This is a genomic window from Undibacterium sp. Di26W (assembly GCF_049340265.1).
Taxonomy (GTDB): Bacteria; Pseudomonadota; Gammaproteobacteria; order Burkholderiales; family Burkholderiaceae_D; genus Undibacterium.
The window spans coordinates 87,623-103,136 of the sequence record NZ_JBMPOR010000015.1 but is presented as its reverse complement, the minus strand read 5'-3'; the positions used below and the strand labels follow the sequence as shown (position 1 = coordinate 103,136).

Here is a 15,514-nt window from a genome sequence, read left to right as displayed (position 1 = left end):
GGAAACCGCCGATAATCCCATTACAGATTTGTAAGCAGTTGTCAGGAGATGTGAGGATTTTGCTTATATTTAAGCGATAAGCATCCGTAAACATGAAACTGGCTGCGGCATTTGTTACACTTTCACTTTCCGTCATGTGATGGGAACTGGAAATACCCACCCTAGACAATCTTTGTTACAGGCGTTAAGCATAGTTTGAGGTATGCTTGCCACCTTGAAATTCCGCATACCGGTTCACTGCCCATGAAGTTGAGTATAGAAGCGCCAGAAGATGAAGTTTCCCTACCGGGTGAAATTCATTTACACATCCGGTTCCGTCCTGCCAGCATGCTCGGCATCTTGCTGGCATTGATCATCCATGCGCTTTTGCTTTATTTCCTGTTGAACATGAGCGTTCTCAAGAAAAAAAAGGGCGAGAATGCAGGTTCAGACAATCCCGTCGTCTTGCTGATGGATAAAACGACACTGGCGCCCAAACAGGCCACTTCGCAGAAAAAGCAAAAGGTGGAACCGACGCCTGTGCGTACCCGCCCAACCAGAAACACCATCACCCAGCCTAAACTGCCACCCGTGGTCGCTGTCACCGAACCCACCATCGTGCAGCCACCGCCACCCCAGGTCAATGCGCCGCCAGAAATGGACATGATGGCCATGGTCAACGCCGCCCGTGAACGCCGCCGTGCCGCCGAAACCGCCGCCGCACAGGAAAACGAAGGTGCCCGTCAGGCAGGCCGTGGCATGTCACCACAAGAAGTGGCCGAAGCCAATGTCCGCCGCAGCATGCAACAAGCTCAGGGCAAGGGTGGCAGCGGCGTGTTTGAACTGATCAGCACCAGCACACGCATGGCATCTTTCTCTTTCCGCGGCTGGAACACCCGTTCCATTCCCTCTGGTGGCAAACAATTCTTTGAAGTCGACGCCGGCCTTGGCGGCGACGTCCACCTGGCCGTCGTCCGCCGCATGATAGAAATCATACGCATGGAATACAAGGGTGATTTCAGCTGGGAATCAAGACGCCTGGGCCAGGTCGTCCGCAAGTCTGCACGCCTGGAAGACAGTGCTGAGCTGGAAAACTTCTTGTTGAAAGAGTTTTTTCCTTAGGTGACAGTAATCAGCTAGCACACCTCATCGCTTGCTGATGGAGTTTGTCAGGAAACACATCAATGTGAAGTGGTCAGACATACTAGTGGACTGTAACAGTTGAAAACAGAGTGCCTTCCACTTGCGCGACGATCGTGGCTGTGTTGCAAATGCCTGCTTTTCATTGATCGTATTTTCTTGTGCGGAAAGTTGGAATCTCATTGAGGGGCTTACAGGAGTTTTATGTTCACCGAGGTCAGCGACTAATTATCCTGTCAATAGAAAAAAACCTATCACAAAAAAACTCAGAATTTTTTCATCTTTAATGTCAATTGGCACATTTTTGTAGTTACCACATCCATCTTGTTCGACAAGAAAAAACGGGGCACGTGTGACGCATGTATTCCATCAATTGCTAAAATGGGCCGTTAAAGATTGTCGTTCGGCATACGTGACACTTACGAACTTAACTGCAGATATTGGGAAAAACCAAGAACGGTCGTTCCATCAGTAAGAACAAAAGTGTGGGCAATTTCAGCGTCACCCTCCATGCCATACATCACCCCTGAAAAATCACTCTTTTGTATAAACGTGTGTAATTAGTATGTCGTCTGGCAGTGAATCAATGAGTTCATTTAGGTAGCGATACCAAGCATCTAGTTTTGTTGGCACCTCTTCCCATCCACCGTCAAAACATTCGTCGAAAAATACCTTGTCATTCATAATTAAGCAAGATGTGTCAATTTGCGAATCGCAAGCAACTTGAATGAATTTGTCACGAGGGTAATGTAATCGCTTTCTAACATCAAATTTAAGGTAATTCATATACGCAGGAAGTGGCAAACCTGCTGCTGCCAGGTCCCAAATTTGAGCGGCTTCTTCAGTAGCATCTGACCGCATCCTCTCCCAGTCTATGGCTCCTTTTAAGGCACTGCCAGTACAACCAGATCGCTGTCCATCGGAAGAGTCGTGTATTGAAGCGGTTGACGCACTGACTGCTCCAGGTTTGAGTTTCCAGGAGTTCTTTAGTACTCCCCAAGAAAACCAGAAGCCTCCAGGTCTATTCCGGTAGAATAATTCCGTCACTTCGCCGCCGCTATTGACCCGCTTCCATCCAAATTTATGTTCACCTTTTAAGTCAGGTACTTCCCCGTTTTCCAGAGTTGGATAACTCCGCGCCCGGTTTTTAACGAATTCTTCAAAACTCAGATTTTTTTCTCGAGTGGTTGGATGTTCTATATGGTATTTATAGTCTTCCCTGAACTCAGGTAACATGTCGATACTACGCACATATTCGTCGACATCGCCTTCAAAGAATTTAAAAGGTGCCATCTGCTTTTCGACATCCGGCCCTATGATCATATAACTGCCTCCGCCCATCTTTATATTCTCCATTTTAGGTCATTAGCGAAGAATGCCTAGATTATCGTTTTCTGCGACGCAGCCTTCATGTCTAGCGTTCCAATGTATTCGTATATCAATACATCTCAACTTTCAAAATCAAACAGCCTCAGCTCCCCCGTGCCAGCCAGTCACTGCGCAACAAACCATACAGCGCTGTATCCGACACCACACCGTCAATGATCCAGCGTTCGCGCAAGAAACCTTCGCGGATAAAGCCCAGTCTTTCCAGTGACTTGGCTGAATTAAGATTACGCGGGTCTATGTCGGCTTCGACGCGGTTCAGGTTCATTTCATTGAAGCCGTAATTTAGCAGGGCGACCAGGGCTTCATGCATATAGCCCTGCCCCCAGGCGGCGGCATCCATGTCGTAACCAATTTCGGCACGGCAGCAACCCGCATCAAGGTGGAACAGGGTGCAACTGCCGAGGAAGGCCTGGTCAGTCTTGCGTATTAATCCCAGACGCAGGAATTCGCCCTTGGGCATGGCGGCCTGGTCACGCTCGACCATGGCAATAGCCTGACCGATGTCTATCCATGGTGCTGTGCTCATGTAAAGCATGACATCCGCATTTGAGCGTATGCGCAGGATGTCAGCAGTATCATCCATACATAGAGGGCGCAGGTGCAGGCGTGCGGTGTCAATGGTGACTTGGTCGAAAGCGGGCATGTTGAACTTTCAGGCAGCGAATAGTCTACAAATTATAACCGCGTGTGACAGGACAGGATTGCGGTAAAGTCTGTGTACGTAAAAAGATAGAAAATCCGACCCCTCAACGATACAGCTCCGGCGTTCCACCTACTCAGATAACAGAAAGCAGGAGTCTGCTCTAACGATATCCCCCGCCACATCTATGCCAAGCATTTGGTAGTGAATTCTGGTGGTTTGTTTAGTCTGGCAGCAGACTTCAACATTTCATCAAGGTCGGCTACCCGCCAATTTTCAGCATCTCATCCCTTTTCTGCAAATGCCGCATACGCAAATACACGCGTAGGGACGCATACAGCAGGTACAGGCTGATTGGCATAACTATGCCACAATAGACGATATACGCCAACAAGCTATGATCCAATTTCCTAAGCTCGTTTTGAGGATACAGCGCGGTTGGTAGCAGCGCCAAATTCCAGATACACATATCCCACAAGAGCCGCTTGTATTTGGATCTTTTGGAAACGGTATCTGTATATATTTCTGGCACTTTGCCATTCCGCATAGGCATGCGCCAGTATTGCCAGCCGGCCGCTTCAAGCACATGCTCCCAGCCAGCGTCAGCAATTAACTGGTTGTGGAACTGTTTATAGTTAACATCTGGTTCCATTGTTGTTGCGAAATCCATATTCAGGCCGGGGATATAATCCAGGCCATAGACAATATCAGCGGGTTCACCCTGCACAAAACCATAGACACCGAAAAAATTTCGTCCTTTCAAATGCAAACCCTGGCTAGCCATTTCTTGCAGCCATAGCTGTTCTTTCTCATCTTCCCACGACCAGAAGCATTTGAATTTCTTGATCAATGTTTCGCTCACTTTGCCTCTCCCATTTTTATTTTTGACAGCGCCACTTGCGCGTTACGGACCATGATTTCTAGCCGGCGGATATGCTCGGCCAGCACCAGTTGCCCTTTTTTACTGAGTTCGTAGTACTTGCGCCGCTCTTCTTCCCTGACCTTGCTGATCAAGCCCTGTTTTTCCAAAGTCGCAAACGCGCCATACAGGGTACCGGGGCCAATCACAACATTGCCTTCGCTGATGTCTTCCACTTTTTGCATGATGGCGTAGCCATGCAAAGGCTCGGTCAGCACAAGCAACACATAAAAAGTCGCCTCTGACAGTGGTAGATACTTTGAGTAATTTATTTCTTCCATCCGCCTCCCCTTGATACTTACTGCCATTTTTTTGTCATTATTATATATATCGATCAACGCTATATCGACAGTCGATATAGTATCAGCAGGAATTTGAATGTCAATAAAATTTTTTGCTTGGCGCGTGTAAGGCGAAATTGATACTCTGCCTCGCGAATTTGCGGTTCATCTGTGGTCAACAGGAACGGGATTCAGTGCCATGAATGCAAAAAGGCCGATTGAGTTTCTCCTCATCCGGCCTTTTTTGGTGATGATCTTTCCCCTCTGTCGTGCGGCCAACTCGTCCCTATATCCACACAACAGGATTACAAATAGGGCAGCAGATGGGGAGCAAGCAGTCTCGACTATTCAAGTCATTGCTCTTCAAAATCAAAGTTCATATTCAATCCTTCTGTGGATAAAAATAATAATTGCTTTCCTTTTTTTGAAAAGGCAAAAATTCCTTTATCACTCATCGTTATTTTTATAAGCGAAGAATTTGTGGCTCGAAAAATTGCCAAATGCCACTTTGAATCGCTTTCATCTTTAACGTAGATGTAAATACTTTTCCGAAAAACGCCGTATCCAGAATCAACTGTTATAGCTAGAATTTTCTTTTCAAAACCATCAAATTCGTTTATTTCGGAAAATCCATACTCAGAATTTATTCTATCGACAATGATCCTTTTTTCGACGCCAGAAATAATCATATGGTCACCAGCCTTTGCCAAATAAGGACACAAGGCCAATAAAAATAAAGCTTTAATGCATAACGATTTAGCACACATAGTGGAGGGCATGATTGTGAATTATCAGGGCTACCGCCAGATGAATAAGCTTAGGGCAACTCCCAAACGAGGCTCTCCTGCTTAAACGAAGGTTTCAGATCAATGACACCTGGATGGTGCGATAGGCTTAGTATCCAATAAAATTGCCATATCAGCCACTCAAAAGAGGCCGGTTGCCTAAATAGTTCTGTCCTGCCGTACATATGTTTTGTCGAAATGCTGCAGAGATTTCATTGTTTCTGCTGATCTGAGCTCTTCGTCTTGTTCACCTGCATTTCAAACTAGCTTACTTTGCCACTACACATAAGCCCACCCACTGCGCCAAACCTGCGACAACTTCTGCAGCCACCCCGTCGCCTCGTTTTGCTGTATCAGCAATTCGCTTGCCTCCAGCGCCTGCACTTCTACCCAGCCATGATGTTGCGGTTGATAGAACATCCCCACGCTGAGCCGGGTATCCACTTGCCAGGCCACGCCTTCGAGAAACTGGGGGGCTGCCTGCATCTGCAATTGACCGGATTGCACATGCAGGCTGCTGCCCGGCACTAGCAGGCATTGCAGGCGCTGACCGGGCTGGATTTTGTGGAATTGCATGATGGTGCTCCTGGATGATTGAGGTAGTTGATGTGGCTTTCAGGATAGGTCTTGGCGGGCACGTCGCACAGACACAGAAAAAGCCCATCTGTATCGCATCAGGCAATCGTTTTATAATCTGTTATCGTGCAGATAGGCTTAAACTGTATCTGTGCAGGGCGGCTTAAACATCCCATGATGAGACTATGCAAACCATCCCGCTTTATCGGCAACTGGCCGACCACTACCTGAATGCGATACGTTGCGGTACGCTGAAAGTGGGCGACCGCATGCCGTCGGTGCGCAAGCTGATGCAGGTGCATGGTGTCAGCCTGTCTACCTCATTGCAGTTGTGCCGCCATCTGGAAACCGAAGGCTGGCTGGAGGCCCGTCCGCGTTCCGGCTATTTCGTGCGGCAGCCACGGCGGGTGCGGCTGATACCGGCGCAGGAACCAACGGTGGGCAAACTGATCGACCCGGCGCAGTTTGTCGGCATCCACGAAAGGGTGTCCGAAATAATTTCCCAAGGGCAACGGGCGGTCAAATGCAATCTGGCGCGGGCAACCGGCGGGCCGGCCTTGTACCCGCATCAGCAATTGCGCAGCCTGACAGTCAGTACCCTGCGGCGCTACCCGGAATTGTTGACCAAGCCGATTTCGCCCGGGGGCAACCGTGAACTGAAAGCGGCACTGGCCAAACGCGCGCTGGATTGCGGCATCAGCATTTCTGCGGATGAAGTAGTGATCACTAATGGCTGCATAGAAGCACTGAACCTGGCACTGCGCGCAGTGGCACAGGCCGGTGATGTCATTGCCGTCGAATCGCCGACCTTTTATGGCTTGTTGCAGGTACTGGAAAGCCTGGGCATGAAGGCGCTGGAAATTCCCACCAGCCCCAGCACCGGGATTTCACTGGAAGCGCTGGAACTGGCGATGCGCACCTATGACAATATCAAGGCGGTGGTGGTGGTGCCGCATTTGCAGAATCCGCTCGGCAGCATCATGCCGGAACAACACAAGCAAAGGCTGGTGGCCTTGTGCGAAGCACAGCAGATACCTCTGATCGAAGATGATTCGTATAGCGCGCTGGTGGATGGTGACAAGATACCGACTGCACTCAAGCACTGGGACCATAGTGGCAATGTGATTTTCTGCGCGTCGGTACATAAAATCCTGGCACCTGGCCTGCGGGTGGGCTGGATATTGGGCGGGCGCTGGCAAGCCAGGGTCAATATGCTCAAATATGCGCATACCCGCTACAACGAAGAATTGTCGCAAATCGTTGCGGCAAGCTTCATACTGTCATCGGCCTACGACCGTCACCTGCGGAAACTACGTAGCACGCTGGCCCAGCAAAGGGAAAGAACGGCAGAGGCCATAGCCACCTATTTTCCCGAAGGCACGCGCATGAACACGCCTGCCGGTGGGGTATCGATCTGGGTAGAAATGCCGCCCAACACCTCATCCAAGGCCGTATTTGACGCTGCACTGGAACAAAGCATCCTGGTGTCGCCGGGATTGTTGTATTCGAATTCAAATCGTTTTGATCATTTCCTGCGCATCAACTGCGGCATGCCCTACACCCAGGATCTGGATGACGCCATGCGTACTCTGGGACGCATCATCCAGCACAAGGCCCATCTCAAACAGCATATTGCGGCTTGATTTCCCCGGCGTGTGGTCTCCTGCAGACGCAAATTCCTGCGGTTGTGTTAGCACCATCTGCGTACTATGCTGTTACCAGGCGCTATCGCTTGCCGTGACAATTTTTTCGGATGCCTCTTTTTCGTGCACCTGGCTGTAGCTGTGGAAAGCCACAATTGTGCGTTAATGCGACATTTTCGATAATGGCGCCATCGACGGAAATCAATTCCGCGTCTTGCCCGCCAAAATCTTTTTCAGAAAAGCGGGATTTAATGACATCCAACGGAGACCAAGGATGAAATCTCAGCCACTCTACAAATCCCTCTATTTCCAAGTCATATCCGCCATTATTTTGGGCGTGTTGCTTGGTCATTTTTATCCTGAATCCGGCGCTTCCATGAAGCCGCTGGGCGATGGATTTATCAAACTCATCAAAATGATGATCGCCCCGATCATCTTCTGTACCGTCGTTGTCGGTATCGCCGGCATGGAAGACATGAAGAAAGTCGGCAAGACCGGTGGCATGGCGCTGTTGTATTTTGAAGTTGTCAGTACCCTGGCGCTGATCGTCGGCTTGATTATCGTCAATGTGGTACAGCCTGGTGCTGGCATGCATATCGATGTGCATACACTGGATACCAAGGGCCTGGCTGCCTTTGCCGGCCCGGGCAAGATGCAGACCACGACAGAATTCCTGATGGCGATTATTCCTACCACGCTGGTGGATGCCTTTGCCAAGGGTGAAATCCTGCAAGTGCTGATGATCTCGGTATTCTTTGGTTTTGCCCTGCATCGTTTTGGTGGTCGTGGCACGATGATTTTCGACTTTGTTGAAAAACTCTCGCATGTGCTGTTCGTCATCGTTGGTTACATCATGAAGGCAGCTCCCATTGGTGCTTTCGGTGCGATGGCTTTCACAATAGGTAAATACGGTGTCGGTTCCCTGGTACAGTTGGCTTACCTGATGGGGACTTTCTATGCCACCTGCCTGATCTTCATCTTTGGGATACTCGGTACCATCGCTAAATTGCATGGCTTCAGCATCTGGAAATTTGTCAAATACATCAAGGAAGAATTGCTGATCGTATTGGGTACATCATCCTCGGAATCAGTCTTGCCACGCATGATGGCGAAACTGGAAAACCTGGGCGTGAAAAAATCCGTGGTTGGCCTGGTGATCCCTACCGGTTACTCCTTCAATCTGGATGGCACCTCGATCTACCTGACCATGGCGGCGGTCTTCATCGCCCAGGCAACTGACACACCGATGAGCCTGATGCAGCAAATCACCTTGCTGGCAGTATTGTTGCTGACATCGAAAGGTGCAGCAGGGATCACCGGCAGTGGCTTTATCGTACTGGCAGCGACCCTGTCTGCGGTTGGTGGTATCCCGGTTGCCGGTCTGGCTCTGATTCTGGGTATAGACCGTTTCATGTCGGAAGCACGGGCCCTGACCAACCTGATCGGCAATGGCGTTGCCACCATCGTGGTCGGTAAATGGGGTAATGATGTGGATATCCTGAAGATGCAAAAGCGCCTGAACAATGAATCATCAGAAGAAGCCGATGATCCTGAACTGGTGCTGGACAAGACACAACTGCACATGGCAAACCAGCGTTGATCATTGACGCAGCCAGTAACAATGAAAAAGCGGACTTGAAGTCCGCTTTTTTGTTTTTGTTGTTTTTGTTGTTTTTGCCTTCGTTGTTTCTGTTTTTATTTCAGGCTTTACGCAAATGCCGCATCGCCAGAGTCAGCGCCATCACCTGTACAATAGCGGCCAGAAAGAAGGGTGCGCCCAGCAAGACGCTGCCCTTGGCCACATGGCTGACCTGACCCACCAGGGAAGTACCTATCAAGGTCGCAAACACACTCATGATACTGGCCAGGCCAGTCAGTGAACCCATGGCGATGCCTTGCGAGCGCGCATCCACGGCGCGTGAGAAAAATCCCTGCAAGGCGGGGCCGGCAGCAAATGCGAGCACATTGCACAAGATCAGCACATACATCATCCAACCCTGATTCGCCAGGCCATACATGGTCAGGGCAATGGCAGAAGAAGCCAGGCCTATCAGCACGGCATTCGCATCGCCGACACGTTTGATGTAGCGGCCCAGAAACACACCCTGCATCAGCACACTGGAAATACCCACCATGAACAGCGACAAGCCATTTTGCATCGGTGTCCAGCCAAAGCGCAATTCGGTAGACAAGACCCAGGTGGTCTGCAGGGTGAATTGGGCAAACATGGTCAGTGCATACACCCAGACCAGGGCACCAACACCACTGAGATGCGATAAGCCACGCAAACCGGCAAAGGGATTGGCGGCGGAAATATGAAAAGCTTTGCGATGGTCTGGTGGCAGGGATTCTGGCAAAGAAAAATAACCATACACCACGTTCGCCAGCGATACCGCCGCCGCCAGGTAAAACGGATAGTGAATATGGGCTTCACCCAATACCCCACCGATAACCGGGCCACAGATAAAGCCCAGGCCAAACATGGCACCGATCTTGCCCAGTGCCTTGCTGCGGTTTTCCGGGCTGGACACGTCGGCGATGTAGGCATTTGCTACCGACAGGTTACCGGCAGTCACACCGCCGATGGCGCGTACCACCAGCATCCAGTAAATACTGGTGACCTGGGTCAGCAAGAGAAAATTCAGGCCCAGACCGAATACGCAGGTCAGCAATACCGGACGGCGGCCAAAGCGGTCGCTGAGCGCCCCTATCATGGGCGCAAAGACAAACTGCATGACGCCATAGATGGCGACGATGGCCCCATACCAGTACGCTTGGCTGTCTGCCTGGCCTATGTAGCTGCCCACCAGGCGCGGCAAGACGGGAATGATGAGCCCTATGCCCAGAATATCCAGAAACACGGTGATCAATACAAAACGCACATTGGTCGGTAGCGGTGTAGCCGCGTCAAGCTGCTCAGGGTTCGTCATATCTGCTGACCTTCAGGCGGAATATTCAAAGCGCAATAGTATATGATTACCGCTAGACACATCCGCCAAGAGGACAATATGGCTTTGTTTGACCACTTTCTCATCATTGCCTTGCTGGTCGCCATCAGTGCATTTTTTTCCATGTCGGAAATTTCGCTGGCCGCCGCACGCAAGGTAAAACTGCAAATACTCGAAGCAGAAGGCGAGCCACGCGCAGCCAGGGTGCTGGCATTACAACAGGAACCCGGGCATTTTTTCACCGTAGTACAAATCGCCCTGAATGCGGTCGCCATCCTCGGCGGTATTTTGGGTGAACAGGCGCTGACACCATATATTTCCAGGCTGTTCATCTCCATAGTCGGTCTCAACACCTGGGTGGAAACTGCCAGCTTCGTGACGTCCTTCCTGTTCGTGACTTCGCTGTTTATTTTGTTTGCCGATCTCATGCCCAAGAAGATTGCCATGATTTCGCCGGAAGCCGTGGCCATGCTGGTGGTCAGCCCGATGCTGACGTGCGTGCGCCTGTTCAAGCCGCTGGTCTGGGTTTTCAACGGCCTGTCCAATCTGCTGCTGCGCATGCTGAATCTGCCGACCGAAAGAAACGAGAAAATTACCTCGGATGAAATCTATGCCATGGTGGATGCCGGTGCCGAGGCTGGTGTATTGCAAGAACGTGAACACCATATGATAGGCAATGTATTCGAACTGGAAAGCCGCACCGTGCCATCGGCCATGTCACAGCGCGACAGTATTGTCTTCTTCACCCTGCAGGATACGGATGTGGTTATCAGGCAAAAAATCGCCGACCATCCACATACCAAGTTCCTGGTATGTGATGGTCATATCGACAATGTGGTCGGCTATGTCGAATCCAAGGATATTCTCAAGCGTGTACTGACCAACCAGGCGTTTTCCAAGGTGCAGGAATTGTCCATACGCACCGCCCTGGCGGTACCGGATTCATTGACCCTGTCGGAAATGCTGGAACAATTCAAGGGTACACGCGAAGATTTTGCCGTCATCCTGAATGAATATGCACTGGTGGTCGGCGTGATTACGCTCAATGACGTGCTGAGTACGCTGATGGGCAATCTGGTCCATCCCTTCATGGAAGACCAGATCGTCCAGCGTGATGCCAATTCCTGGCTGATCGATGGTGCCACCACGATAGAAGATGTCTGCCGTGCACTCGATATTGATACCTTGCCTGAGCAGGGCAGCTATGAGACTATTGCCGGTTTCATGATGACCATGCTGAAGAAAATACCCAAGCGTACCGATTACGTCATGGTGGGGTTGTACAAGTTTGAAGTCGTCGATATTGATCATTACCGTATCGATCAGTTATTGGTAGTACGCCTGTCTTCCATGGAGGCAGCGCCATCCACTTGAGGATATGGTCATCATCCCGCCTGGCAGGCTTGCCGGGCACATCGCCGGAACAGTGTGTTCTGTGTCATTGGTTTTTTGTCAGGAAGTTTCATGTCGCAAGCATGTGGAGTAGATTTTGGTACCTCAAATTCAACGGTAGGCTGGCACCGCCCAGGCCAGTCAGCACTGTTGCAGCTTGAAGAAGACAAAGTCACTCTGCCATCCGTAGTATTTTTCAATGTCGAGGATGATGAAGTCACTTACGGCAGGGCGGCGCTGAGCAATTACCTGGCTGGCTATGAAGGGCGCCTGATGCGTTCCATGAAAAGCCTGCTGGGCACCAGCCTGATGGATGGACAGACTGAAGTGCAGGGCAAGGCCCTGCCTTTTCGCCACTTGCTGGCGCAGTTCATCGGTGAATTGAAACAACGGGCAGAAAAATCAGCAGGCATCCGGTTTGACCGCGCCGTGCTGGGTCGCCCCGTGCATTTTATCGATGATGACAGCAAGGCCGATCAACTGGCCCAGGATACCCTGGAAGAAATCGCCCGTGCTGCCGGTTTTACAGAAGTACAGTTTCAGTTTGAACCGATCGCCGCCGCCTTCGACTATGAATCGCGCATAGAAAAGGAAGAACTGGTGCTGATTGCCGATATTGGCGGTGGTACTTCGGATTTTTCCCTGGTGCGCCTGTCACCGCAACGCGCCAGCAAAATCGAACGCAAGGACGATATCCTGGGCAATGGCGGCGTCCATCTCGGCGGCACTGATTTCGATAAATACCTGAGCCTGACCCATGTCATGCCCCTGCTTGGTTTGGGCGGGCGGCTGGGTACGCAAATCGAGGTGCCATCCAGCTATTATTTCAACCTGGCCACCTGGCACACCATCAACCTGGCCTACACACAAAAAGTCTGGCGTGAATTGCAGGAAGTCTATCGCGACATCAACAATGCCGATCTGCGCCTGCGCTTTGAACGCCTGCTGCGCCTGGTGGAAGAACGCGATGGTCACTGGCTTGCCATCCGTTCGGAAGAAGCAAAAATATTATTATCGGATCAACAAGCCATCAGCCTGCCGCTGGATAGACTGCGCAGCAAACAAAGCACCTCACCCTGCCTGCTGGAACTGGATCAGGCTGGATTGCAAACGGCCATTTCACAGCTGACCATACAGATAGGCGACACCGTCAACACCGTACTGCAAGCAGCACAGGTCAGGCCGGACCAGGTCGATACCGTTTTCTTTACCGGCGGCTCCAGCGGTGTACGTGGCTTGCGCCAGCAAATTGCCAGCATCGTGCCGACTGCGCGCAAGGTCGAGGGTGATCTGTTTGGCAGTATCGGTTCTGGCCTGGGTCTGGATGCGGCACGCCGCTTTGCCTGACGCTGAAGCTGGACGCCAATTTCACCATTCCTCACAATAATCTGTGGCTGGCGAAACAAAGCGGCGATTTTTTACTGTCCTTGCAGTAGCAAACTTACCTATACTAGATCAACTCGCTCTAGAATGCGTAGGCAAGTCTCCATGATGTAAGTACTGAAGTATGATATGAGTCCCAGACTGCAATAATGAACTTTTCTATCCGGAGAAGGCATGTCGAATGTGCAAGACGATGACGAATTATTCATCATAGAAGATACACCCGACCTCTCCGGAGATCCTAGGCGTGTGCGCAGTTGGAAAGTGGCGATTGTCGATGATGATGAAGATGTCCATAGCACGACCCGCTTCGCCCTGCAGTATGTGCAGATACTGAACCGCCCGCTGGAATTCATCCACACCTACTCCAAAGACGAAACCCGCAGAGTATTTGCGGCAGAAAGTGATATCGCCGTTGTATTGCTGGACGTGGTCATGGAAACTGAACATGCCGGTCTGGAGCTGGTCAGTTTCATCCGCGACGACCTGGGTTGGGCCGATACCCGCATCATTCTGCGTACCGGCCAGCCCGGCTATGCGCCGGAAGAAGAAGCGATACGCGACTATGACATCAATGACTACAAAACCAAGAATGAACTGACGCGCAAGAAGCTGCTGACCTCACTGACGGCGGCCATCCGTTCGTATGAACAAATACGCACGATAGACGCCAGCCGGCGCGGGCTGCACCAGATCATCACCTCCAGCGCTGCATTCACTTTTGATCATGGCATCAAGGCATTTGCCAGCGGTGTAATTACCCAGATTGCGGCCCTGTGTGGCGTACCGCCCGAAGGCTTGTTGTGTGCCCAGGGTGAATTGAATGAAATGGATGAAGAGGCAACACCCGAGATCTTCAATGTGATTGCCTCGGCCGGGCACTACAGCCAGTTGATGAATTGTCCGATTGAAAAAATTGACAACGCCAAGGTACGGGAAGCACTGCGCCAGGTACTGACCAGGCGGGAACCGCTGTTTGGTCCCTACAGCATGACCCTGTATTTTTCCGGACGCGGCAACCGGCCACTGGCTGCCTTTGTCGACCTGCCTTACCCGCTGTCAGAAATCAACCGTGATCTGCTGGAAGTATTCTGTGCCAATCTCGGGGTGTGCCTGGACAACCTGAGCCTGGTCAATCAACTCAAGAATCATGCTTACCGCGACCAGTTGCTGAAGTTGCCAAACCGCCTGAAATTCATCGACCAGATCGGCATGGCACTGGAACAAAAACTGCCGGCGCAAATGGTGGCATTGCTGGACATTGATGATTTTGCCGAAATCAATGACGTACTCGGACATCATTATGGAGACCTGCTGCTGAAAACCGTGGCGGACCGCTTGCGCGACCAGTTGGGGGAGGGTGTGTTTTTTGCACGTATATCGGGCGACGTATTCGGCTTGCTGGGTGACCAGGATTTGCTGGAACCCGATACCCTGAAGCAGTTGTTTGTTCAACCATTTACGATAGAAGCCACCGCGCATTCAGTGTCCATGTCGATAGGCATGGTGGCACTGGAAGGCTATCACGGTGATGGTGCCGAACCTTTGAAAGATGCCAGCATCGCCCTCAAGCGTACCAAAATGCATCAGCGTGGCAGTTGTACCGTATTTACCCGCTCGATGGGTATAGAAATACGCGAACGCGCTACCATGATGCAGCATCTGCACACGGCCTTTGATGCCGAGCGTCTGTTTCTGATGTATCAGCCACAAGTCGATCTGGCAACCGGCCAGTTTACCGGTCTGGAAGCGCTGATACGCTGGCGCACTGACGAGGGCGTGCTGATACCACCGAATGATTTCATTCCCCTGGCCGAATATTCCGGCCTCATCATCAGCCTGGGTGCCTGGGTATTGCGGACCGCCTGCTTCATGATGGTCAGGCTGCAAAAGGCCGGTATCGCGCCGCGACGCATGGGTGTCAATGTCTCGGTCGTGCAGTTCCGCCAGGATGATTTTATCGATATCGTCGAAAAAGCGCTGAAAGAAAGTGGCCTGGCCCCGTCCAACCTGGAACTGGAAATTACCGAATCGGTCACCATGAGCAGTGCTGCCATGTTTGAAACCCGGCTCAGCAAGCTGCAAACCCTGGGTGTCAACATTGCGATTGATGATTTTGGAACTGGTTTTTCTTCTCTCAGCTATCTCGATAAACTACCGGTGGACAGGCTGAAAATAGACCGTGCCTTTGTGAACCAGATCGACACGCCGGAAGGCCCGCGCATTGCCGAACTGATCACCCAGTTGGGCAAAAAACTCGGTCTGCAAGTGATCGCCGAAGGGGTGGAACATGCGACCCACTGGAAAACGCTGGAAGCCATGGGTTGCCACGAAGGCCAGGGCTTTTTTATAGGCCGCCCTATGATGGAAGAAAATCTTGTTGAATGGATCAACACCAAGGGCAACAGCATGCGTCCGCAGTAAACATCTGGCATCAAG

Annotated in this window: 14 protein-coding genes; 6 read left to right on the top strand and 8 right to left on the bottom strand. The window is 51.2% G+C overall.

Annotation, left to right across the window (positions count from 1 at the left end; genetic code table 11):
- Positions 1-243 precede the first annotated feature (243 nt).
- Positions 244-1,101, top strand: coding sequence for a hypothetical protein (locus ACO0LM_RS17705; protein WP_423038558.1), 858 nt, complete (start codon positions 244-246; stop codon positions 1,099-1,101).
- Positions 1,102-1,653: 552 nt separating this feature from the next.
- On the opposite strand, the gene ACO0LM_RS17700 is transcribed toward ACO0LM_RS17705, so the two are convergent.
- From ACO0LM_RS17700 to ACO0LM_RS17675, 6 genes are all read right to left on the bottom strand, one after another.
- The gene (locus ACO0LM_RS17700) at positions 1,654-2,475 is read right to left on the bottom strand and encodes a hypothetical protein (protein WP_423038557.1); all 822 of its coding nucleotides are present in this window, start codon (positions 2,473-2,475) and stop codon (positions 1,654-1,656) included.
- A gap of 115 nt (positions 2,476-2,590) precedes the next feature.
- A complete protein-coding gene (locus tag ACO0LM_RS17695; protein WP_423038556.1) occupies positions 2,591-3,151 on the bottom strand; it encodes a GNAT family N-acetyltransferase in 561 nt (186 codons plus the stop codon).
- A gap of 259 nt (positions 3,152-3,410) precedes the next feature.
- Positions 3,411-4,010 carry a DUF2812 domain-containing protein gene (locus tag ACO0LM_RS17690; RefSeq protein WP_423038555.1) on the bottom strand — a complete coding sequence of 200 codons (600 nt, stop codon included), beginning with the start codon at positions 4,008-4,010 and terminating at the stop codon, positions 3,411-3,413.
- Positions 4,007-4,348, bottom strand: a complete 342-nt coding sequence (locus tag ACO0LM_RS17685) for a PadR family transcriptional regulator (RefSeq protein WP_423038554.1) — start codon at positions 4,346-4,348, stop codon at positions 4,007-4,009. The genes ACO0LM_RS17690 and ACO0LM_RS17685 overlap by 4 nt, the downstream gene beginning before the upstream one ends.
- Positions 4,349-4,701: 353 nt before the next feature.
- The gene (locus ACO0LM_RS17680; protein ID WP_423038553.1) at positions 4,702-5,127 is read right to left on the bottom strand and encodes a hypothetical protein; all 426 of its coding nucleotides are present in this window, start codon (positions 5,125-5,127) and stop codon (positions 4,702-4,704) included.
- A gap of 285 nt (positions 5,128-5,412) precedes the next feature.
- On the bottom strand, positions 5,413-5,709 hold the full coding sequence (locus ACO0LM_RS17675; protein WP_423038552.1) for a hypothetical protein: 297 nt from the start codon (positions 5,707-5,709) through the stop codon (positions 5,413-5,415).
- A 185-nt stretch (positions 5,710-5,894) separates the two neighbouring features.
- Between ACO0LM_RS17675 and ACO0LM_RS17670 the strand changes: the two genes are divergently transcribed.
- The gene (locus ACO0LM_RS17670; protein WP_422989950.1) at positions 5,895-7,352 is read left to right on the top strand and encodes a PLP-dependent aminotransferase family protein; all 1,458 of its coding nucleotides are present in this window, start codon (positions 5,895-5,897) and stop codon (positions 7,350-7,352) included.
- Positions 7,353-7,434: 82 nt separating this feature from the next.
- Here ACO0LM_RS17670 and ACO0LM_RS17665 read toward each other — a convergent pair whose 3' ends face one another.
- A complete protein-coding gene (locus ACO0LM_RS17665) occupies positions 7,435-7,704 on the bottom strand; it encodes a hypothetical protein (RefSeq protein WP_423038598.1) in 270 nt (89 codons plus the stop codon).
- On the opposite strand from ACO0LM_RS17665, the gene ACO0LM_RS17660 reads away from it, so the two are divergent.
- The gene (locus tag ACO0LM_RS17660; protein WP_423038551.1) at positions 7,627-8,952 is read left to right on the top strand and encodes a dicarboxylate/amino acid:cation symporter; all 1,326 of its coding nucleotides are present in this window, start codon (positions 7,627-7,629) and stop codon (positions 8,950-8,952) included. The genes ACO0LM_RS17665 and ACO0LM_RS17660 overlap by 78 nt on opposite strands.
- A gap of 100 nt (positions 8,953-9,052) precedes the next feature.
- On the opposite strand, the gene ACO0LM_RS17655 is transcribed toward ACO0LM_RS17660, so the two are convergent.
- A complete protein-coding gene (locus ACO0LM_RS17655) occupies positions 9,053-10,282 on the bottom strand; it encodes a TCR/Tet family MFS transporter (protein WP_423038550.1) in 1,230 nt (409 codons plus the stop codon).
- Between the two features lie 78 nt (positions 10,283-10,360).
- Between ACO0LM_RS17655 and ACO0LM_RS17650 the strand changes: the two genes are divergently transcribed.
- The 3 genes from ACO0LM_RS17650 to ACO0LM_RS17640 all read left to right on the top strand — a co-directional run bounded on the left by ACO0LM_RS17650 (position 10,361) and on the right by ACO0LM_RS17640 (position 15,499).
- Positions 10,361-11,674: a hemolysin family protein gene (locus ACO0LM_RS17650; RefSeq protein WP_423038549.1), complete on the top strand. Its 1,314-nt coding sequence runs from the start codon at positions 10,361-10,363 to the stop codon at positions 11,672-11,674.
- 90 nt (positions 11,675-11,764) lie between these two features.
- The gene (locus ACO0LM_RS17645; protein WP_423038548.1) at positions 11,765-13,039 is read left to right on the top strand and encodes an Hsp70 family protein; all 1,275 of its coding nucleotides are present in this window, start codon (positions 11,765-11,767) and stop codon (positions 13,037-13,039) included.
- Positions 13,040-13,249: 210 nt separating this feature from the next.
- Positions 13,250-15,499, top strand: a complete 2,250-nt coding sequence (locus ACO0LM_RS17640) for a bifunctional diguanylate cyclase/phosphodiesterase (RefSeq protein WP_423038547.1) — start codon at positions 13,250-13,252, stop codon at positions 15,497-15,499.
- The last annotated feature ends 15 nt before the right edge of the window (positions 15,500-15,514 follow it).

Bases quoted from the DNA above. Each gene is read 5' to 3' on its own strand.
- ACO0LM_RS17645 (WP_423038548.1), top strand. From the start codon at position 11,765: ATGTCGCAAGCATGTGGAGTAGATTTTGGTACCTCAAATTCAACGGTA.
- ACO0LM_RS17705 (WP_423038558.1), top strand. From the start codon at position 244: ATGAAGTTGAGTATAGAAGCGCCAGAAGATGAAGTTTCCCTACCGGGT.
- ACO0LM_RS17660 (WP_423038551.1), top strand. From the start codon at position 7,627: ATGAAATCTCAGCCACTCTACAAATCCCTCTATTTCCAAGTCATATCC.
- ACO0LM_RS17640 (WP_423038547.1), top strand. From the start codon at position 13,250: ATGTCGAATGTGCAAGACGATGACGAATTATTCATCATAGAAGATACA.
- ACO0LM_RS17655 (WP_423038550.1), bottom strand. From the start codon at position 10,282: ATGACGAACCCTGAGCAGCTTGACGCGGCTACACCGCTACCGACCAAT.
- ACO0LM_RS17665 (WP_423038598.1), bottom strand. From the start codon at position 7,704: ATGACCAAGCAACACGCCCAAAATAATGGCGGATATGACTTGGAAATA.
- ACO0LM_RS17685 (WP_423038554.1), bottom strand. From the start codon at position 4,348: ATGGAAGAAATAAATTACTCAAAGTATCTACCACTGTCAGAGGCGACT.
- ACO0LM_RS17680 (WP_423038553.1), bottom strand. From the start codon at position 5,127: ATGCCCTCCACTATGTGTGCTAAATCGTTATGCATTAAAGCTTTATTT.
- ACO0LM_RS17650 (WP_423038549.1), top strand. From the start codon at position 10,361: ATGGCTTTGTTTGACCACTTTCTCATCATTGCCTTGCTGGTCGCCATC.
- ACO0LM_RS17695 (WP_423038556.1), bottom strand. From the start codon at position 3,151: ATGCCCGCTTTCGACCAAGTCACCATTGACACCGCACGCCTGCACCTG.
- ACO0LM_RS17670 (WP_422989950.1), top strand. From the start codon at position 5,895: ATGCAAACCATCCCGCTTTATCGGCAACTGGCCGACCACTACCTGAAT.
- ACO0LM_RS17700 (WP_423038557.1), bottom strand. From the start codon at position 2,475: ATGGAGAATATAAAGATGGGCGGAGGCAGTTATATGATCATAGGGCCG.
- ACO0LM_RS17675 (WP_423038552.1), bottom strand. From the start codon at position 5,709: ATGCAATTCCACAAAATCCAGCCCGGTCAGCGCCTGCAATGCCTGCTA.